Source organism: Actinoplanes sp. NPDC048988 (genome assembly GCF_043197815.1).
In the GTDB taxonomy this organism is placed as follows: Bacteria; Actinomycetota; Actinomycetes; order Mycobacteriales; family Micromonosporaceae; genus Actinoplanes.
Genome location: NZ_JBICTW010000003.1, coordinates 692,717 through 710,042, shown reverse-complemented (window position 1 = coordinate 710,042; position 17,326 = coordinate 692,717). Strand labels below are relative to the sequence as shown.

19 protein-coding genes are annotated in these 17,326 nt (G+C 73.0%); 15 read left to right on the top strand and 4 right to left on the bottom strand.

The features are described from left to right. The first annotated feature begins 27 nt into the window (after positions 1–27). The gene (locus ACGFJ7_RS14130) at positions 28–474 is read left to right on the top strand and encodes a DUF4383 domain-containing protein (RefSeq protein ID WP_392642400.1); all 447 of its coding nucleotides are present in this window, start codon (positions 28–30) and stop codon (positions 472–474) included. Positions 475–567: 93 nt separating this feature from the next. Next, complete coding sequence (locus ACGFJ7_RS14125) at positions 568–903, top strand: DUF2795 domain-containing protein (protein ID WP_360261716.1); 336 nt, start codon at positions 568–570, stop codon at positions 901–903. A gap of 290 nt (positions 904–1,193) precedes the next feature. Here the strand turns inward: ACGFJ7_RS14125 and ACGFJ7_RS14120 are convergent, their stop codons facing one another. Genes ACGFJ7_RS14120 through ACGFJ7_RS14110 form a run of 3 tightly spaced genes read right to left on the bottom strand, consistent with a single transcriptional unit; the run spans position 1,194 to position 2,887 of the window. Next, complete coding sequence (locus ACGFJ7_RS14120; RefSeq protein WP_392642399.1) at positions 1,194–1,895, bottom strand: hypothetical protein; 702 nt, start codon at positions 1,893–1,895, stop codon at positions 1,194–1,196. A gap of 51 nt (positions 1,896–1,946) precedes the next feature. Beyond that, entirely contained in the window at positions 1,947–2,594 is a 648-nt protein-coding gene (locus ACGFJ7_RS14115) for a 2-phosphosulfolactate phosphatase (protein WP_392642398.1), read from the bottom strand. Between the two features lie 11 nt (positions 2,595–2,605). Further along, entirely contained in the window at positions 2,606–2,887 is a 282-nt protein-coding gene (locus tag ACGFJ7_RS14110) for a hypothetical protein (protein ID WP_360261709.1), read from the bottom strand. Positions 2,888–2,949: 62 nt separating this feature from the next. Here ACGFJ7_RS14110 and ACGFJ7_RS14105 point away from each other — a divergent pair, with 62 nt between their 5' ends. Genes ACGFJ7_RS14105 through ACGFJ7_RS14075 form a run of 7 tightly spaced genes read left to right on the top strand, consistent with a single transcriptional unit; the run spans position 2,950 to position 10,552 of the window. Further along, complete coding sequence (locus ACGFJ7_RS14105; RefSeq protein ID WP_392642397.1) at positions 2,950–3,819, top strand: aminoglycoside phosphotransferase family protein; 870 nt, start codon at positions 2,950–2,952, stop codon at positions 3,817–3,819. A 13-nt stretch (positions 3,820–3,832) separates the two neighbouring features. Continuing rightward, positions 3,833–4,828, top strand: coding sequence for an AAA family ATPase (locus ACGFJ7_RS14100; RefSeq protein WP_392642396.1), 996 nt, complete (start codon positions 3,833–3,835; stop codon positions 4,826–4,828). Beyond that, positions 4,828–5,751: a DUF58 domain-containing protein gene (locus ACGFJ7_RS14095; RefSeq protein WP_360261705.1), complete on the top strand. Its 924-nt coding sequence runs from the start codon at positions 4,828–4,830 to the stop codon at positions 5,749–5,751. The genes ACGFJ7_RS14100 and ACGFJ7_RS14095 overlap by 1 nt, the downstream gene beginning before the upstream one ends. Beyond that, positions 5,748–6,698: a VWA domain-containing protein gene (locus tag ACGFJ7_RS14090; RefSeq protein WP_360261702.1), complete on the top strand. Its 951-nt coding sequence runs from the start codon at positions 5,748–5,750 to the stop codon at positions 6,696–6,698. Before ACGFJ7_RS14095 ends, ACGFJ7_RS14090 begins: the two co-directional genes overlap by 4 nt. Before the next feature lie 20 nt (positions 6,699–6,718). Further along, positions 6,719–7,402 carry a response regulator transcription factor gene (locus ACGFJ7_RS14085; protein WP_360261699.1) on the top strand — a complete coding sequence of 228 codons (684 nt, stop codon included), beginning with the start codon at positions 6,719–6,721 and terminating at the stop codon, positions 7,400–7,402. Then, complete coding sequence (locus tag ACGFJ7_RS14080; RefSeq protein ID WP_360261696.1) at positions 7,399–8,559, top strand: HAMP domain-containing sensor histidine kinase; 1,161 nt, start codon at positions 7,399–7,401, stop codon at positions 8,557–8,559. Before ACGFJ7_RS14085 ends, ACGFJ7_RS14080 begins: the two co-directional genes overlap by 4 nt. Positions 8,560–8,614: 55 nt before the next feature. Beyond that, on the top strand, positions 8,615–10,552 hold the full coding sequence (locus ACGFJ7_RS14075; RefSeq protein WP_392642395.1) for a SpoIIE family protein phosphatase: 1,938 nt from the start codon (positions 8,615–8,617) through the stop codon (positions 10,550–10,552). Positions 10,553–10,558: 6 nt separating this feature from the next. On the opposite strand, the gene ACGFJ7_RS14070 is transcribed toward ACGFJ7_RS14075, so the two are convergent. Then, entirely contained in the window at positions 10,559–11,356 is a 798-nt protein-coding gene (locus ACGFJ7_RS14070; RefSeq protein WP_360261691.1) for a PaaX family transcriptional regulator C-terminal domain-containing protein, read from the bottom strand. A gap of 97 nt (positions 11,357–11,453) precedes the next feature. Between ACGFJ7_RS14070 and ACGFJ7_RS14065 the strand changes: the two genes are divergently transcribed. The 6 genes from ACGFJ7_RS14065 to ACGFJ7_RS14040 are packed head-to-tail and all read left to right on the top strand — an operon-like array spanning position 11,454 to position 17,279. Further along, a complete protein-coding gene (locus ACGFJ7_RS14065; protein ID WP_360261689.1) occupies positions 11,454–12,620 on the top strand; it encodes an ABC transporter substrate-binding protein in 1,167 nt (388 codons plus the stop codon). Beyond that, positions 12,620–13,387: an ABC transporter ATP-binding protein gene (locus tag ACGFJ7_RS14060; protein ID WP_392642394.1), complete on the top strand. Its 768-nt coding sequence runs from the start codon at positions 12,620–12,622 to the stop codon at positions 13,385–13,387. The genes ACGFJ7_RS14065 and ACGFJ7_RS14060 overlap by 1 nt, the downstream gene beginning before the upstream one ends. Further along, positions 13,384–14,055: an ABC transporter ATP-binding protein gene (locus tag ACGFJ7_RS14055; protein WP_392642393.1), complete on the top strand. Its 672-nt coding sequence runs from the start codon at positions 13,384–13,386 to the stop codon at positions 14,053–14,055. The genes ACGFJ7_RS14060 and ACGFJ7_RS14055 overlap by 4 nt, the downstream gene beginning before the upstream one ends. After that, positions 14,048–14,908: a branched-chain amino acid ABC transporter permease gene (locus ACGFJ7_RS14050; RefSeq protein ID WP_392642392.1), complete on the top strand. Its 861-nt coding sequence runs from the start codon at positions 14,048–14,050 to the stop codon at positions 14,906–14,908. Before ACGFJ7_RS14055 ends, ACGFJ7_RS14050 begins: the two co-directional genes overlap by 8 nt. Next, a complete protein-coding gene (locus ACGFJ7_RS14045) occupies positions 14,905–15,945 on the top strand; it encodes a branched-chain amino acid ABC transporter permease (RefSeq protein ID WP_392642391.1) in 1,041 nt (346 codons plus the stop codon). The genes ACGFJ7_RS14050 and ACGFJ7_RS14045 overlap by 4 nt, the downstream gene beginning before the upstream one ends. After that, a complete protein-coding gene (locus tag ACGFJ7_RS14040) occupies positions 15,942–17,279 on the top strand; it encodes an alpha/beta hydrolase family protein (protein ID WP_392642390.1) in 1,338 nt (445 codons plus the stop codon). Before ACGFJ7_RS14045 ends, ACGFJ7_RS14040 begins: the two co-directional genes overlap by 4 nt. The last annotated feature ends 47 nt before the right edge of the window (positions 17,280–17,326 follow it).

The following is a 17,326-nucleotide window of genomic DNA, read 5'->3' as shown; positions in this document are numbered from 1 at the left end:
CGCTTCCCCCACGAAAGGCAGCGCCTCATGTCCACTGCGTCGTCGGCCGGCCGCGTCACCGCGGGACGCTCACCCGTCCGTACCGCGGCCCTGGCCGTCTCCATCGTCTTCCTGCTCGTCGGTGTGCTCGGGTTCATCCCCGGCGTCACGACGAACTTCGACAGCATGACCTTCGCCGGTCACCACTCGGACGCCCACCTGCTCGGCGTTTTCCAGGTGTCCGTGCTGCACAACATCGTGCACCTGCTGTTCGGGGTGGCCGGACTCGCGCTGGCCCGGACCGCGAGCGGCGCCCGGGCCTATCTCATCGGCGGCGGCGCCGTCTATCTCGTGCTTTGGCTGTACGGGCTGGTGGTGGGCCCGGACGCCGCCGCCAACTTCGTGCCGGTCAACACCGCCGACGACTGGCTGCACCTCGGCCTCGGACTCGGCATGATCGCCCTCGGCTTCCTGACCACCCGGCGGACCACATGACCGGGCCGAGGACCGGCCGGTGCCCGAGGACCAGGTGGCGCCGTACGGTCAATCCTGACGTTTATCGCCATTTGCGACGGGAAGGCTGTCGGTATGGAACGAGGCAGCAGCAAGCACAGTCCCCGGGTCGACGACGCGCTCGAGCGCGGCGAGCGCGGCCAGGATCGCGGCCGGTCGGAAGAGTGGAAGATGGCCGAGCCGTCAGGTGAGGACCAGCCGGCCACGTCGCCCGTCGACGACGAGAACGGCCTGAGCCGGTTCGGGCGCTACATCGGCCTGTCGGCGTTGCCCGGCGACCGGGAGGCGCTGCGCCGCAGTGCCGAGACGCTGGGCGCTCCGGACGACGTCCTGGCCGACATCGACAGCCTCCCGGACGGCGAGACCTACGACAACGTGAGCCAGATCTGGGCCGCCCTCGGCCGCGGCTGAGGCGTTTCATAGCCGGCGCAGGCGACGCCCATCCACCGGCGGTACGGGCTGAGGTCGGCGTAGCACGGGCCCACGACGGGCGGCGGTGGCGGAGGATCGACCGGTTCCACCGCGAGCACCGTGGTGGCCAGCGCCACGACGGTCAAACAGCTGAGCATGCGAGCCCTCCAGGCTTCGATTCGGTATGAATCGAGCCTGGTCGGCGGCCCGCTGCCGGACATCGGGAGCGGCACCTCAGAAACGGCCCCGCACACCCTCAGCTTTCGGCGCGCCGCCTCACCACGGCGAGGTCAGTCTTTTGTTTCGATCTCGGCGCGCATGTCGGGGAAGTCGCCCTTCACGTCGACCGCGGTCTCGTAGAACCAGAGGATCATGCCGACGCTGCCCTCGTCGGCCCAGCCGCAGATGGCCACGTCCTCCTCGTCGATGACGGTGCTGCCGCACTGTGCGACCCCGCCGAGGTCGCCGGTGCTGGCCGGCGTCACTCCTTCGAGCTGGTTGACCCCGCTGAACGACTGGAACGCGGTGTCGAGCATCCGCTGCGGGTCGTCGACGTCGACCTCGGCCGCCAGGGCGGCGAAGAACTCCCGGTCGGGCAGGGAGCCGTACACGGCGCCGAACGCGTTCGCCGCGCCCGGGTAGCCCTCGAGTTCCTTCTCCAGGTCGCTCGTCAGCGTGGAGAGCTCGTCGGCCTCGATCTTGGGTTGACCGGCCAGCGTCGCCGGTTCGCTGATCGTGATGGTGTCCCGCACCGGGGTGCCCCGGCCCCAGGAGTAGTGCTCACCGACCAGGTAGAAGACCACTCCGCCGCCGACGAGCACGATCACCCCGATCGCCGCCGACAGCAGGGCGATCATCGTCGTCCGTGACCCGTTCCGGGGAGGAGCCGCCAGGGGAGCGGGATACGGCGCCGGCGGCACGTAGGGCTGGTCGTAGAGCGGCGCCGTGTGCGGGGACGACTCGTACGGGTCGACGGGCGGAGGGTAGGTCATCGACGCTCCAGGATCGGGATGCCGGCTGATGATATCGACATCCCGACAACCTCAGCCGGGCACGGCGCTGAGAGTGACCCGGCCCGACCGGACGCGGCCGACCATGGCGAAGTCCGACCGGTCGACGTCGGTACAGAACGGCAGGTCTTCCCCGGCGACGTGGCCATGCTCGGCCGCGCCGGCCCCGATCCCCGCGATCAGGTCGGCCCGGCTCGGATCGGTGCCGCGGAGAAGGCCGTCCAGGTAGGTCGCGCACGCCCGGTCCTCGGCGCCGCGCCCGGTGCAGACGAGGGTCCAGGGCGTGCCGGGGTGGTTCCCGGCGATCCACCGGGCGGTGGCCGCCACGTTCACCGCCGACGCCGCGAGCAGGGCCGCGGCGTGCGGGTGGCGGACGAGCCCGCGCGTCCCGTTCGTGGTCGCCTGGATCAGGCTCCGGCCCTCGACTCGCGCGGCCGACATCTCGAGCGGCGAGTTCCCGTAGTCGAAATCCGCCGGTTTGAGCCCGCCGACCTCACCGATGAGAAGCCGGTCGGGCCACGCCCGGCGGAGTTCACGGCCGGCGTCGGCCGAGGCCACGCACACTATCTCGGCGGCGCCGCGCTCGAACGCGACCGCCGCCGTGGTGAAGGCGCGGATGACATCGATGACCACGACGACGGTTCCGGGCGTCACCTCGGCATCCCGGCCCACGATCGACATGGGACGCGAGCTTAGTCGTGGTGGAGCCGTCGGTTCCGCCGCGTTTCCAGGGCCATCGACGTCAGCAGGGCCACGACCGACAGGGCCAGGAGTACGCCGGTGGTCACGCGGGACGCTCGCACCAGGAAGCTGGCGGCCAGGACGGCGCAGCCCAGGGCCATGCCGAACCGGGAGTACGCCTGCAGGCGGGGCTCGGGGGTGGTCCCGCGGGTCAGGGTCCGTACGCCGGAGCCGGCCAGCAGGAGCGCCACCAGGCCGAAGCCGGCGCCCGACAGAGCATCGCCCGCGTCCATGACAACACCATATGGGGGTAATCCGGTTGAGCTGGGGGGTTCCGCGACAGTAGCTTCGCCGGATGATCGACGTCGCGCTGGCCCGGGGCCTGGTGGAAGCGCAGTTTCCGCGATGGGCGGGGCTGCCGCTGCGGCCGGTGGAGAACGGCGGGTCGGATCACGTCATCTTCCGGCTGGGCGACGAGCTCGCCGTGCGGCTGCCCCGGCACGAGGGTGCGATCGGGCAGGCGCGGAAGGAGAGCGCCTGGCTGCCCCGGCTCGCGCCGGCCCTGCCCCTGGCCGTGCCGGAGCCGGTCGCGGTGGGGCGGCCCGGGAACGGGTATCCGTGGCACTGGTCGGTGTCCCGGTGGCTGGCGGGTGAGGTGGCCACGGTCGACCGGGCCGACTCGCGGGAGGCGGCCGAGGCCCTGGCGGGGTTTCTCACCGCCCTCCAGCGGTTCCCGACCGACGGCGCGCCGCGCGAGCGGGAGGAGGCGCTGCGCGACCGGGACGAACAGACGCGGGCCGACATCGCCCGGGTGGCCGGGGTCTTCGACGCCGGGGCGCTCACCGCGGCGTGGCGGGCGGCGCTCGGCGCGCCCGGCTGGGACCGGCCGCCGGTGTGGTTCCACGGCGACTTCCACATCGGCAACGTGCTGACGGCCGGCGGGCGGGTCAGCGCGGTCATCGACTTCGGCGGCCTCGGCGTGGGCGATCCGGCGCGGGACATGATGATGGCCTTCACCCTGATGTCGGCCGGTTCCCGCCGGGTGTTCCGGGACGCTCTCGGCGTGGACGAGGCGACCTGGGTGCGGGGGCGCGGGTGGGCGCTGACGACCGGGCTCAACGCCTATTGCTCGTACGCCGCGACCGACGCCCGGGTGGCCGCCGCGACGACGCGGCAGATCGGCGAGGTGGTGCGGGACCTTCGGTTGTCTTTCGGTGCTCGCTGATGTCATCGGGAGCATGACGGAAGACTTAGCGGGCGCGCGGCTGCTGGAGCAGACGCTGTTTGAGGTCAAGAAGGTCATCGTCGGGCAGGACCGGCTGGTCGAGCGGCTGCTGACGGCCCTGCTGGCGGGTGGGCACTGCCTGCTCGAGGGTGTGCCCGGTGTGGCCAAGACGCTGGCCGCCGAGACGCTGGCGGTGGCCGTCGGCGGTGAGTTCCGGCGGATCCAGTTCACGCCCGACCTGGTGCCGTCGGACCTGCTCGGCACCCGTATCTACCGGGCGTCGAAGGAGGCGTTCGACGTCGAGCTGGGGCCGGTGATGGCGAACATCGTGCTCGCCGACGAGATCAACCGGGCGCCCGCGAAGGTGCAGTCGGCGCTGCTGGAGGTGATGGCCGAGGGGCACGTGTCGATCGGGGGCCGCACCCACCCCGTACCGCAACCGTTCCTGGTCCTGGCCACTCAGAACCCGATCGAGAGCGAAGGCGTCTACCAGCTGCCGGAGGCGCAGCGGGACCGGTTTCTGATGCGGGTCGTGGTGGGCTATCCGACCGAGCAGGAGGAGCTCGGCATCCTGTACCGGATGAGCGGCGAGCGGCCGGCGGCGGAGCCGGTCCTCGACACCACGACGCTGAAGGCGTTGCAGGACAAGGCGCGCAAGGTCTTCGTGCATCACGCGCTTTCCGAGTACGTGGTCCGGCTGGTCGTGGCCACGCGCGATCCGGCCCGGTTCGGGCTGCCCGGCGTGGCCGGGTCCCTGGCCTACGGGGCCAGCCCGCGCGCCACCCTCGGCCTGGTCGCCGCCGGGCGGGCCCTGGCCCTGCTGCGCGGGCGCGACTACGTGCTGCCGGCCGATGTGCGGGAGATCGCCGAGGACGTGCTCGCGCACCGGCTCGTGCTGAGCTTCGACGCGGTCGCCGACGGCGTCGAGCCGGAGCACCTGGTCCGCGAGATCGTCGCCGCGGTGCCGCTGCCGTTGATCGCGCCCGCCCAGCGGCAGGAGGCGGCCTGATGGAGGCCGAGCGGCGGCTGCGCCGGCTCGAACTCGTCGTGACGCGCCGGCTCGACGGGTTGCTGCACGGCTCGTACCTCGGCCTGGTGCCCGGTCTCGGCAGCGAGCCGGCCGGAAGCCGCGAGTACCGGCCGGCCGAGGACGAGGTCCGCCGGATGGACTGGGCGGTGACCGCGCGCACGACCGTGCCGCACGTGCGGACCGTCGACGCCGACCGGGAACTGGCCACCTGGGTGCTGGTCGACGCGAGCGCCAGCATGGACTTCGGCACGGCCGAACTGGAGAAGCGGGAGCTGGCCGTGGCGGCGGTCGCGGCCGTCGGCTTCCTCACGCTGGGCAACGGCAACCGGCTCGGCGCTTGCGTCCTGACGCCGGAGGGGACCCGGCGTTTCCCGGCCCGCACCGGCCGCACCCCGCTGATGGGCGTCCTGCGCGCCCTGTCGGAGTCGCCGCGCGCCACCGGAGCCGCGTCGCTCGCCGAGGGGATGCGCACGCTGCCGGCGAAGAGCGGCCTCGTCGTGATCGTCTCGGACTTCCTGGACGGGCTCGACCAGGACGGCCTCGGCCCGGGGCGGCCCGAGTGGGAGCAGCCGCTGCGCCGCCTGGCCGCCCGCCATCAGGTGCTCGCGGTGCAGGTCGGCGATCCGCGCGAGCACGAACTGCCCGACGTCGGCATCCTCACCCTGGTCGATCCGGAGACCGGGCGCCGGCGCGAGGTGCCGACGGCAAGCCGTCGATTGCGGGAGAGGTACGCGGCCGCGGCCACCCGGCAGCAGACCACCATCGCGGCCGCGATCCGCCGGGCCGGTGCCGCGCACCTGCCGCTGCGCACCGACCGGGACTGGGTCGCCGACATCGTCCGGCACGTGCACGCCCGCCGGCGGCTGAGCCGTGCCGCCACCAGGAAACGAGGATCAGCATGAGTTGGCTTTCGCCCGAACGGCTCTGGCTGCTGCTCGGCGTCGCGGCGCTGGCCGGGGCGTACGTGTGGGCCCAGCGCCGCCGCAGCCGCTACGCCGTCCGCTTCACCAACCTGCGCCTGCTCGACCGGGTCGCGCCGAAGCGTCCCGGCTGGCGCCGGCACGTGCCCGCGAGCCTGTTCCTGGGCATGCTGGCGTTGCTGGTGGCCGGGTTCGCCCAGCCGCAAGCCGAGGTCGAGGTGCCCCGGGAGCGGGCCACCGTGCTCGTCGCGGTCGACGTCTCCCGGTCGATGCTGGCCGACGACGTGGCCCCCGACCGGCTCGCGGCCGCGAAGGCGGCCGCCCACGAGTTCGTCGCCGACCTGCCCGGGCCGTTCAACGTGGGCCTGGTCGGGTTCGCCGGCACGGCCTCGGTCGTCGTGCCGCCGGTGACCGACCGGGAGGAGCTGGCCCGCGGGATCGACCGGCTCTCCGACGGTTCGGCCGGCCGGGCCGGCACGGCGATCGGCGACGCCATCGCGGCCGCGCTCGACCAGATCCGTACCCTCGACGCCCAGGCCGGCGAGGACACTCCGCCGGCCCGCGTGGTCGTCCTGTCGGACGGCGCCAACACCTCCGGGCAGGAACCCACGGTGGCGGCCCGGGCCGCCACCGAACTCGGCGTCCCGGTCGACACCATCTCGTTCGGCACCCCCGAGGGCCGGATCGAGGGCGGCCAGGCGGTGCCGGTCGACGGGGAGACGCTGCGCTCGATCGCCGAGGCCACCAGCGGGCAGTACTTCAAGGCTTCCAGTTCGCAGGAGCTGCGGGACGCGTACGCCGACATCGGCAGTTCCGTCGGCCACGAGACCGAGGTCCGTGACATCTCGGCGAGATTCATCGGCGTCGGTCTGGTCCTCGCCCTCGCGGCCGCGATGTTCTCCCTGCTGTGGTTCAGCAAACTCCCATGAATGCGACGCACAGTCGGGGAATGCGCCTTCTGGTTGTTGAGGACGAGGAAGATCTGGCGGAAGGCCTGCGGGTGGGACTGGCCCGCACCGGTTACGCGGTGGACGTCGCGGGCGATGTGGCCCAGGCGTACGACCGGCTGACCGTCAACGAGTACGACCTGATGCTGCTGGACGTGAACCTGCCCGACGGGGACGGCTTCGCGCTGTGCCGCTCGCTGCGGACCGGCGAGACCCCGACGCCCGGCCCGGGTGACCTGCGGGTCCTGATGCTGACCGCGCGCGGCGGCCTGGACGACCGGGTGCGCGGCCTCGACGAGGGCGCCGACGACTACCTGGTGAAGCCGTTCCACCTGGCCGAGCTGCTGGCCCGGGTCCGGGCGCTGCTGCGCCGCGACACCGCCGGCGGCTCGGCCCGGCTCACCGTGGGCGACCTGGTGCTCGACACCGCCCGGCACCGGGCCACCCTCGGCGGGGAGCCGCTCGCGCTGACGCCCAAGGAGTTCGGCGTCCTGGAGTACCTGATGACCCGCCCCGGGCACGTGGTGTCCAGCGAGGAGCTTCTCGAGCACGTGTGGGACGCCAACGCCGACCCGTTCACCCAGACCGTCCGGGTCACCGTCGGCACGCTGCGCCGCAAGCTGGGCGAGGGGTGGATCGGCACCGTGGTCGGCCGCGGCTACCGGCTGCGGGAGGCGACGCCGTGAGGTCGCTGCGGGCCCGGCTCACGGTGATCTACTCGACCGTGCTGTTCGCCCTGGCCGGGCTGACCCTCGGCGGCATCTACCTCGCGATCGCGCAGACCACCGAGCCGCGGCCGATCACCGAAAGGACGGGCCGGCTCTACGAGGACCGCCAGTACCGGGGCGAGGTCACGTTCGCCGAGGTCGGCGAGATCGAGGCGGCCGTCAACTACAACACCATGACGAACCTGCGGCGCTATTCGCTGTACGCGCTGGGCGGGCTCTTCGTGGCCAGCCTGGGCGTCGGCTGGGTGCTGTCGGGCCGGGCGCTGCGGCCGGTCGGCGCGATCACCCGGACCGCCCGCGAGATCCAGGCGACCGACCTGTCGCGGCGGATCCGGCTCGACGGCCCGCGCGACGAGCTGCGTGACCTGGCCGAGACGCTGGATTCCATGCTGGACCGGCTCGACCACGCGTTCCAGGCCCAGCGGCAGCTCATCGACGACGCCTCGCACGAGCTGCGCAGCCCGCTGGCCATCATCCGGACCAACCTGGACGCGTCGCTGACCGCGCCGGACGCCACGCCGGAGGAACGCGGCCGGGCCGTGGCGGTGGTCGACCGGGCCACCACCCGCATGTCCCGGCTGGTCGAGGACCTGCTGGCCACCGCCCGGCGCGAGGCCGACACCACCGACACCGACGTGGACCTGGCCGTGGTGGCCCGGGAGGCGGGGGAGGAGTCGCTGGCCCGCGAGCGCGGGCTGCGGCTGGCCTACGCGACGGCGCCCGGGCTGCGGCTGATCGGCGACGCCGACGCGCTGCGGCGCGCGGTGGGCAACCTTCTGTCGAACGCGGTACGGCTGGCGCCACCCGCTTCCACGATCACCGTGGCCGCCGGCCGTACCCCATCGTGGTTGTGGCTGGCCGTGGCCGACGAGGGGCCCGGCATCGCGGCCGGGGACCTGCCCCGGGTCTTCGACCGGTTCTGGAAGGGGCCGCAGCGCGGCACCGAGCGGCGCACGGGCCTGGGCCTGGCCATCGTCCGGCAGATCGCCGAGTCGCACGGGGGCCGGGTGGCCGCCCACTCGGAACCCGGCCGGGGCAGCACGTTCGTGCTCTGGCTGCCCGCCGCCGGCCGGACCGGAGAGGAGCCGCCGCCGCCGGGCAGCCCATGGCCGTGATGATCCGGCAACGATAGGGTTCGTCCGGGATCGGGCGCGCGCCGGGGAGGCACGGTTGTCAGCTGAGGACATTGGCGACGCCGAGACGGTGCGGCGCGTCTTCGAGCGGATGCCCATCGCGATGCTGGCCATGGAGGGTCCCGAACACCGGATCATCGCCGTCAACGCGCTCGCGCGCGAGCTCAGCGGCCGGGCCCACCAGGTGGGCGGCACGGTGGCCGAGGTCTTCCCGGCCGCCCTGACCCAGCAGGTTCTCGCCATCCTCGACCGGGCGTACCGCACCGGAGTCACCCAGAAGGCGCTGGAGTGGCGGCTCCAGCTCGAGCACGACGACGGCAGCCGGCCCGAGAGCTACTTCGACATCGTGGTCACCCCCCACCGCGACGACTCGGGTGCCGTGGTCGGTCTGTCGCAGTACTCGGTCGAGGTGTCGGACCGGGTCCGTGAGCGTGAGGCCGAGCGGCAGCGGGCCGAACGGGCCGAGCGGCGTTACGCCCGGGCCCGCGACGTCGTCGTGGCGATGCAGCTGGAACTGCTGCCGGGCGGCCTGCCGGTGCTGCCGCGGGCCCGGGCCGCCGCCGGATATCTGCCGGCCGACGCCGACACCGCCGCGGGCGGCGACTGGTTCGACGCCCTGGCCCTGAGCGACGGCCGGCTGGCCCTGGTCCTGGGCGACGTCGCCGGTCACGGCGTCGCCGCCTCGGCCACCATGGGCCAGCTCCGCGCCGTGGTGCAGGACAGGCTGCTCGACGACGGCGACATCACGGTCGCCCTGGCCGCGGCCAACCGGCTGGCCGGGCGGCTGCCGGCGGCCCGCGGCGCCACCATCTGCGTCGCCGTCCTCGACCCCGCCGACGGCACGCTCGAATACTGCACGGCCGGGCATCCGCCGCCGCTGCTGGTCGGCGCGGGCGGGCCGAGCCGCTACCTGCCGGCGACCGGCGCGCCGCCGCTCGGCGGCGGCGACCATTTCCCGCTCGGCGCCGACCGCCTCGCCGTCGGCGACCTGCTGCTGCTGGTCAGCGACGGCCTGATCGAGCGGCCCGGCCGGGAGTACGCGGAGAGCCTGGTCGAGCTGGCCAACGTCGCCGAGGACACGGCCGGTGACCGGGTGCTGCGCGACTCGGGGCTCACCGTGGCCCAGCGGGTCTGCGTGCAGACGATCGAGCTGCTGCTGCGGCCCACCGGGCACACCGACGACGTGACGATGCTGGCCGTGCAGCGGGTGCCGCCGCCGTCGCCGTTGGGGCTGTCGCTGACCGCCTCGACGGCGGCGATCGGCCGGGCGCACGTCGCGGTCGGCGAATGGCTGCGCGCCCTCGGCGCCAGCGACAAGGACATCGCCGGGATCCGCCACGCGGTCAGCGAACTGGTCACGAACTGCGTGCAGCACGCGTATCGCGGCGGCCCGCCCGGCCGGGTGCGGCTGAGCGCCGAGCTGGACACCGGCGGCGAGGTCCGGGTGGAGGTGGCCGACGACGGCTCCTGGCACGAGCATCCGCCGGCCGTCACGGGCGGGCTCGGCCTGGTCCTGGTCGAGCAGATGGTCCACCAGTTCCGGCTCCGGCGCGGCCACCGCGGCACGACGGCCGAGATCCGCCACCGGATCACCACCCCGGCCCGGCTGCTGATCGCCGAACGGATCGGCCCGTCCCCGGCCGGCGAGCCCGACCTGCTGCTGGTCCTCGACCAGCCGGCGGCGCCGGCGCCCCGGGTGCGGCTGGACGGCCCGATCACGCTGGCCACGGCGGGGTTCCTGGCCACGGAGCTGCAACGTTTCACGCTCAACGGCACCCGCTCCCTCACCGTCGATCTGACCGGTGTGACCCTGCTGGCCAGCGCCGGCGTGGTGGTCTTCCAGCACGCCGTACGCCGCGCCGCCGACCAGGACGGCGACCTGGTCCTGTACGCCCCGGCCGGCAGCCCGGCCCAGCACGTCCTGACCCTCTCCGCCCTGCCCCACACGACCACCGACCCGCACACCGGGGCGTAGCACGCCTCAGGGGTTCAGGTATTCGAGGACCTCCTCGGCGATGCGTCGGGCCGGTTCGGCGTAGGCGGTCTCGAGTTCGCGGAAGACCTTCTGGGCGCGGGCGGCCGGCCAGTCGGCGGGGAGGTGTTCGACCGGCAGGCGGGGGTCGCGGCGGATCGCGTGCAGCCACTCGGCGATCAGGCTCAACCGGGCCGCGAGGGGGTCGGACAGTGGCGGCGGGCCGTCCCAGCGGGCCAGGAAGTCGTCGTACCGGGCGGCCAGCGCCGCCAGGTCGTACGCGTCGGAGACCATCGCGCCGATGTCGGTGAGCGCGCCGGCCCGGGCGTGGAAGACCCGCGCGTGGGCCTCGAGTCCGAGGTCGCTGACGATCTGCTGCACGCCGACCTCGCCGGGGGCGATCCACAGCCCGCCCTGTATCGGCCCGAAGCCCGACCAGGCCAGCTGGGAGCGCAGGTCGTGCCGCTGGCGCTGCCACGACTCGGGCAGCGAGAAGCTGAGCAGCGTCCACGTGCCGTCCCAGTGCTCGTCGACCGCGCCGCCCCAGATGCGGGTGCGGCCGTCGCGCAGCAGGGCGGTCGAGCGTTCGGTGAGCCCGAAGTACATGCGCCGGCCGGCGCGCTGCCGCTGGAGCAGGTCACGGCTGACCATGCGGGTCAGGGTGGAGCGAGCGGCGTGCGACGAGATGCCCAGGCGGCCGCAGACGTCGATCACGCTGCCGGAGAAGACCCGGACGTCGCGGTCGAGCACGAAGTCGCCGAACAGCATGAGCAGCAGGGTTTGCGGCCGGGCCTCGGTCAGCGGCATGGGCTAGATATTAGGCAGATTGTTGACGGCAGTGGAAGATGCGCCTAACTTCGGGGTTCATCGAAGCCTGACAATGGTCCGTAACGGGAGGCAACCCGTGCGCAGATCCGTTCCGCTCCTCGCCTTCGCCCTCGTCCTGGCCGCCTGCTCGTCCGCCGGCGGCGGTGACTCCGACGACACCATCCAGGTCGGCCAGATCGTCTCGCTGACCGGCAACTACTCGCCGCTCGGCACCGAGAACCAGAAGTCCGTCGCCCTCGCCGTCGACCAGATCAACGCGGCCGGCGGCATCGACGGCCGCAAGATCTCACTGACCGTCAAGGACGACAAGAGCCTGCCCGACCAGGCCGTCCTCGCCTTCAACGAGCTCAAGGGCGACTCCGACGCCATCATCGGCTCGCCCTTCTCCAACTCCGCCCTGGCCACCGTTCCGCTGGTCGACCGCGAAGAGATCCCGTACCTCTCCCTCACCCCGGCCGACGAACAGGTCAAACCCCTCCATCCGTACGTCTTCGTGGTGCCCGCGCTCTCCGGCACGTACGCCGAGGCCGCCCTGCAGTACTTCCAGGACCAGAAACTCACCAAGGTCGCGGTCGCCTACGACACGAAGAGCAGCTACGCCGTCGCCGGATTCAAGGGCCTCGAGGCCAAGGCCGGGCAGTACGGCGTGACGCTGAACCCGATCGAGCAGTTCCAGACCACGGCGACCGAGTTCGGCGCGGTCTTCACCCACGTACGCTCGTCGGACGCCCAGGCCCTGATGGTGTGGGCCACCGGCGCGCCCGCCGTCGCACTGACCAAGCAGTACGCGGCGAGCGGCCTGAAGATCCCGCTCGTGCTGACCGGCGCCCAGGCCAGCAAGCTGTTCCTCGACCCGGCCGGCGCGGCCGCGGAGGGCGCGGTGGTGGCCGGCTCCATCGGCATCGTCGGCGACACCCTGCCGGCCGGCGAGCAGAAGGCGGCCATCGAGGAACTGTCCACGGCGTTCGAGGCCAAATACGGGTACCCGCCCCCGCAGTTCGCCCAGGACGGGTACAGCGGTGTCAAGCTGCTCGCGGCGGCGCTGAAGGCGGCCGGTGGCACGGACAAGAAGAAGGTGCGCGACGCCCTGGAGGGCCTGACGCTCACCACGCCGAACGGCACCTACAAGTATTCGGCCACCGACCACAGCGGACTGACCACCGACTTCATCGCCATCACCACGGTGACGAAGGGCGCGTTCGTGCCGACCGACTACTCGGCGCGGAAACTGGGCGGGCGCTGATGACGGGCGCCGCGCTCGCGGTCTCCGGCGCGTCCCGGTCCTTCGGGGGCGTTTACGCCGTACGCGACGTCGACCTGCACGTCCGCCCGGGCGAGCTCCGGGCGGTGATCGGGCCGAACGGCGCCGGGAAATCGACGCTGTTCGCCCTGATCGGCGGCCAGCTCGCCCCGGACGCCGGCCGCGTCGAGCTCGACGGCGTCCGTGTCGACCGGCTCGCGGCGCACCGCCGCGCCCGCCTCGGCGTGTCGGTGGTGTTCCAGGCGGCCCGGATCTTCCACGGTCTGACCGCCCTGGAGAACGTGATGGTCGGCGCCCACAGCACCACCCGGGCCGGCTTCCTGGCCGGGGCGCTGCGGCTGCGGTCGCACCACCGGGCGGAGCGGGAGATCCGTACCCGGGCCCTGGAATGCCTGTCCCTGACCGGCCTGGCCGGCTGGGCGTCCCGGCCGGCCGAGGACCTGCCACTGGGCCAGCAGCGGGCGCTGCAGCTGGCCCGCGCCCTGTGCGGCGAGCCCCGGCTGCTGCTGCTCGACGAGCCGGCGTCGGGCCTGCGGGCGGGGGAGCGCGAGCACCTGGCCACGCTGCTGGCCTCCCTGCGCCGTTCCGGGCTGACCATGCTGCTGGTCGAGCACGACGTCGCCTTCGTCATGCGCCTGGCCGACCAGGTCACCGTCCTCGATCTGGGCCGTGTCATCGCCTCGGGGTCCCCGGCCGAGGTGCGCGCCGACCCCCAGGTGATCGCCGCCTATCTGGGGGCGAGCGCATGACGCTCGTGGACGTGTCCTCGCTGACCGTGCGGTACTCGGGCGCGACGGCCCTCGACGACGTTTCGCTCCACCTCGACGAGTCGGAGATGGTCGCGCTCATCGGCGCCAACGGGGCGGGGAAGTCGACGTTGGTGAAGGCGCTCTCCGGGCTGGTCGAAGCCGACGCCGGGCGGGTCACCGTCGCCGGGCGGCTGGCGCAGGTGCCCGAGGGGCGTGAGGTCTTCGCCGACCTCAGCGTGGACGACAACCTGCGCCTCGGCGGGTGGCGCAACGGGCGGCGGGGCCGTGACACCTCGGGCATCTACGAGCTGCTGCCGGCGCTGGTGCCACTGCGCCGCCGGGACGCCGGGACCCTTTCGGGCGGACAGCAGCAGATGGTGGCGATCGGCCGGGCCCTGATGGCCCGGCCCGACGTGCTGGTGATCGACGAGCTCAGCCTGGGCCTGGCCCCTCTGGTCGTGGAAACCCTCGTCGGCCACCTGCGGACGCTGCACCGCGAGCGGGGCCTGGCCGTGCTGCTGATCGAGCAGAACGCGCGCCTGGCCCTGTCGCTCTGCTCACGCGCGTACGTCCTGGAAGCCGGCCGGATCGTCCTGGCCGGGGACGCCGCGATGTTGGCCGCCGACGAGCGGGTGACCGCGGCCTATCTGGGCGGCCACTATGAGTGACTTCCTCGGCTACCTGCTGACCGGCCTCGGCATCGGCGCCGGCTTCGCCCTGGTCGCCAGCGGCCTGGTCGCCATCTACCGGGTCACCGGCGTGGTCAACTTCGCTCAGGGCGCCTTCGCCGTCATCGCCGCCATGCTGACCTCGTCGCTGCTCACGGCCGGCCTGCCGCACGTCCTGTCGGAGTCGCTGGCGGTCGTCGTGGCCGCCGTCGTCGGCGTTCTCGTCGGCGTCGTCGCCATCGGCAGACCGGGCACCGACCCCGGCACGTCGCTCATCGTCACCCTCGGTCTCGGCGTCTTCGCGTACGCGGTCGAGATCGTCATCTGGGGCGACCAGCCCCGCTCCTTCGCCGGCCTGTCCGGCGTCGCCACCGTCGGTGGCGCCCGGATCCAGGCCCACTACCTGCTCATCGTCGCCGTGACGGTGCCCGTCTTCGTGGCCCTGGCCCTGTTCTTCACCCGCACCGACCTCGGCAAGGCCCTGTCCGCCTGCGCCTCCAACCGATACGCGGCCCGTGTCGTCGGCATCGACGTGCGCCGCATGGGCCTGCTCGCCTTCGCGCTCGGCGGCGCCCTGGGCGGCCTGGCCGGCGTGCTGACCACCCCCGTTCAGCAGGTCACCTTCGACAGCGACGTCACCCTGATCGTCAACGGCTTCGCCGCCGCCGTCCTGGGCGGCCTCACCCGCCCGGCGGTCGCCCTGGCCGGCGGCCTGCTGCTCGGCGTCGCCCAGACCCTGATCGCCGGCTACGGCGGCGGCGCCTACCAGCTGGAAGTGGCCCTCCTGCTCATGCTCACCGTCATGATCGTCCAAGCCGCCCGGTCGGGCCCGGTCCGGGAGGCGGCACGATGAGATACCTGACGGTCGCGGTCGCCGTGGTCACCCTGGCCCTGCCGCCCCTGCTGCCGGAGAAGCAGCTCTCGGTCTACATCCTGCTCGGCCTGGCCGCGACTGTCACCGCCGGTGTGTCCCTGCTGATGGGGTACGCCGGGCAGGTGTCCCTGGGCCAGGCGGCGTTCTACGCGATCGGCGCCTACGCGGCCGGGTTGCTGGCGGTGCACGGCGTCCCCTCGGTGGTCGGCCTGCTGCTGGCCCCGGTGGCCGCGGCGGTGGCGGCGGTGCTGCTCGGGGCGCCGCTGCTGCGCCTGCGCGGGCATCACCTGGCGTTCGCCACCCTGGCCGTACAACTGATTCTCCTGTCCCTGCTCGGTCAGGGAACATGGGCGGGCGGTGCCATCGGCTTGCAGGGCATCCCGCGCTTGTCCGGACTGAAGGACGACATCGGTTACGCGTACGTCGTCTGGGCCGTCCTCGCCGTGGTGCTGCTCATCTCCCGCAACGTGGTGGCCTCGCGCGCCGGCCGGGCCTTGCGGGCGGCCGCCACGAGCGAGACGGCGGCCGCGGCCAGTGGGGTCCCGGTCGGCGGCTACCGGCTGGCGGTCTTCGCCCTGTCGGCGGCGTTCGCGGGCCTGGCCGGCGGGATCTACGCGTTCTATCTGGGCTATCTGGCGCCCGGCTCGTTCCCGGTGCTGCTCTCCATCGAGTTCGTGGTCATGGCCGTGGTGGGCGGCCTGGGAACCATCGCCGGCCCCGTGGTCGGCGCCGCGGTGATCGTCCTGCTGGTCCAGATCCTCAACGAACTCGGCACTCAACCCGGCATGCCCAGCTACGCACCGAGCGTTCTGTCATACGCCGTCTACGCCGTGCTCCTGGTCGTGGCCGTCCGCTACATGCCCAAGGGCATCGTCCCCACCGCCCGCCGCCTCACCGCCCGCTTCCTGCCCACCGCCAGTAACCAACCCGCATCCCGCACCCCGCCGGATGAACAAATCCGAAATATCACGCCGGACAACGCAACTTCTTCGGCATCCTTGGAGGAACGCGCATGAGAACCCGTCGCGTCACCGCTGCGATCGCGGGCCTCGCGGTAGTCGTGGCCGGGCTGGCCGCGCCGGCGTCGGCCGTCGCGCCGGCCGTCACCCACGTCGAGGGCACGCTGCCGTCGGGGGCGGCCTACGTCTTCGACGTGCCGGAGGCCTGGAACGGCACGGTTCTGCTGTACAGCCACGGCTACACGCCCAAGGGCGCGCCCAACCCGGCACAGAACGCGCCCAGCACCGGCGTGCGCGACACCCTGCTCGACAGGGGGTACGCGCTTATCGGATCGTCCTACGCTGACACCGGCTGGGTGCTGGAGCAGGCCCTGCCCGACCAGGTGGCGACGCTCGACGTGTTCGGGGCCCGATTCGGGAAGGCCCGGCGCTCACTGGCCTGGGGGACCTCGCTGGGCGGGATGATCACCACGGGTCTCCTGGAGCGGTATCCGGCGCGGTTCGTGGGCGGGCTGGCCATGTGCGGGCTCGAACAGGGTGGCGTGGCCAACTGGAACAACACGCTCGACCCGTTGTTCGCGTTGCGGACGCTGCTGCTTCCGGGCAGCGACGTGCCCCTCGTACGGCTGACGGACCAAACGACCGCCTCGGCGTCGATCGCGGCCCTGAACGCGGCACTGGCGACCGCGCAGGAGACGCCGGCCGGGCGGGCGCGGACGGCACTGGCGGCGGCGTTGCACAACATTCCGGCCTGGCCCGATCCGGCGCTTCCGGAGCCCGCGCCGGGCGATGACGCGACGGCGCAACGGAACCAGGCCCGGGCGCTGGGAACGACCATCTACGTGGGGCTGTCGTGGCGGCAGGAGGCGGAGAGCCGCGCGGGCGGGAACATGTCGTGGAACACCGGCGTGGACTACCGGCGCATGCTGGCGAAGTCGTCGCTGCGGGCGGAGGTCGACGCGCTCTACCGGGCGGCCGGGGCGTCGCTCGACGACGACCTGCGGGCGCTGGCCCGGGCGCCGCGGATCAGCGCCGACCCCCGCGCCGTGGCCTACATGGCGCGGAACCTGTCCTTCACCGGACGGCTCAAGGACCCGCTGCTGACCATTCACACGACCGGGGACCCGCTCGTGCCGGTGCAGGTGCAGAGCGCGTACCGGGAAGCGGTCCGCTCGCCCGAACTGCTGCGGCAGGCGTTCGTGCACCGGGCCGGGCACTGCACCTTCACCGACGGGGAGATGCTGGCGGCGCTGAAGACCTTGGAACGGCGAGTCGGCCTGGGCTACTGGACGGGAACGTCGCCCGAGGCCCTGAACGCGCTCGCCTCGTCCTGGGACTTCGTGCACTACCGGCCCGCGCCGTACCCGCGTCCGTTCACCGCGAAAGTGTGAGACGGCAGTCGCAGCCGCGCCGGGCGAGAATTCCCGAAGACGAAAGG

What these genes read in the sequence shown, in the direction of transcription:
- ACGFJ7_RS14130 (WP_392642400.1), top strand. Translation starts at nt 28, where the DNA reads ATGTCCACTGCGTCGTCGGCCGGCCGCGTCACCGCGGGACGCTCACCC.
- ACGFJ7_RS14125 (WP_360261716.1), top strand. Translation starts at nt 568, where the DNA reads ATGGAACGAGGCAGCAGCAAGCACAGTCCCCGGGTCGACGACGCGCTC.
- ACGFJ7_RS14120 (WP_392642399.1), bottom strand. Translation starts at nt 1,895, where the DNA reads ATGACCTACCCTCCGCCCGTCGACCCGTACGAGTCGTCCCCGCACACG.
- ACGFJ7_RS14115 (WP_392642398.1), bottom strand. Translation starts at nt 2,594, where the DNA reads ATGTCGATCGTGGGCCGGGATGCCGAGGTGACGCCCGGAACCGTCGTC.
- ACGFJ7_RS14110 (WP_360261709.1), bottom strand. Translation starts at nt 2,887, where the DNA reads ATGGACGCGGGCGATGCTCTGTCGGGCGCCGGCTTCGGCCTGGTGGCG.
- ACGFJ7_RS14105 (WP_392642397.1), top strand. Translation starts at nt 2,950, where the DNA reads ATGATCGACGTCGCGCTGGCCCGGGGCCTGGTGGAAGCGCAGTTTCCG.
- ACGFJ7_RS14100 (WP_392642396.1), top strand. Translation starts at nt 3,833, where the DNA reads ATGACGGAAGACTTAGCGGGCGCGCGGCTGCTGGAGCAGACGCTGTTT.
- ACGFJ7_RS14095 (WP_360261705.1), top strand. Translation starts at nt 4,828, where the DNA reads ATGGAGGCCGAGCGGCGGCTGCGCCGGCTCGAACTCGTCGTGACGCGC.
- ACGFJ7_RS14090 (WP_360261702.1), top strand. Translation starts at nt 5,748, where the DNA reads ATGAGTTGGCTTTCGCCCGAACGGCTCTGGCTGCTGCTCGGCGTCGCG.
- ACGFJ7_RS14085 (WP_360261699.1), top strand. Translation starts at nt 6,719, where the DNA reads ATGCGCCTTCTGGTTGTTGAGGACGAGGAAGATCTGGCGGAAGGCCTG.
- ACGFJ7_RS14070 (WP_360261691.1), bottom strand. Translation starts at nt 11,356, where the DNA reads ATGCCGCTGACCGAGGCCCGGCCGCAAACCCTGCTGCTCATGCTGTTC.
- ACGFJ7_RS14060 (WP_392642394.1), top strand. Translation starts at nt 12,620, where the DNA reads ATGACGGGCGCCGCGCTCGCGGTCTCCGGCGCGTCCCGGTCCTTCGGG.
- ACGFJ7_RS14055 (WP_392642393.1), top strand. Translation starts at nt 13,384, where the DNA reads ATGACGCTCGTGGACGTGTCCTCGCTGACCGTGCGGTACTCGGGCGCG.
- ACGFJ7_RS14050 (WP_392642392.1), top strand. Translation starts at nt 14,048, where the DNA reads ATGAGTGACTTCCTCGGCTACCTGCTGACCGGCCTCGGCATCGGCGCC.
- ACGFJ7_RS14045 (WP_392642391.1), top strand. Translation starts at nt 14,905, where the DNA reads ATGAGATACCTGACGGTCGCGGTCGCCGTGGTCACCCTGGCCCTGCCG.
- ACGFJ7_RS14040 (WP_392642390.1), top strand. Translation starts at nt 15,942, where the DNA reads ATGAGAACCCGTCGCGTCACCGCTGCGATCGCGGGCCTCGCGGTAGTC.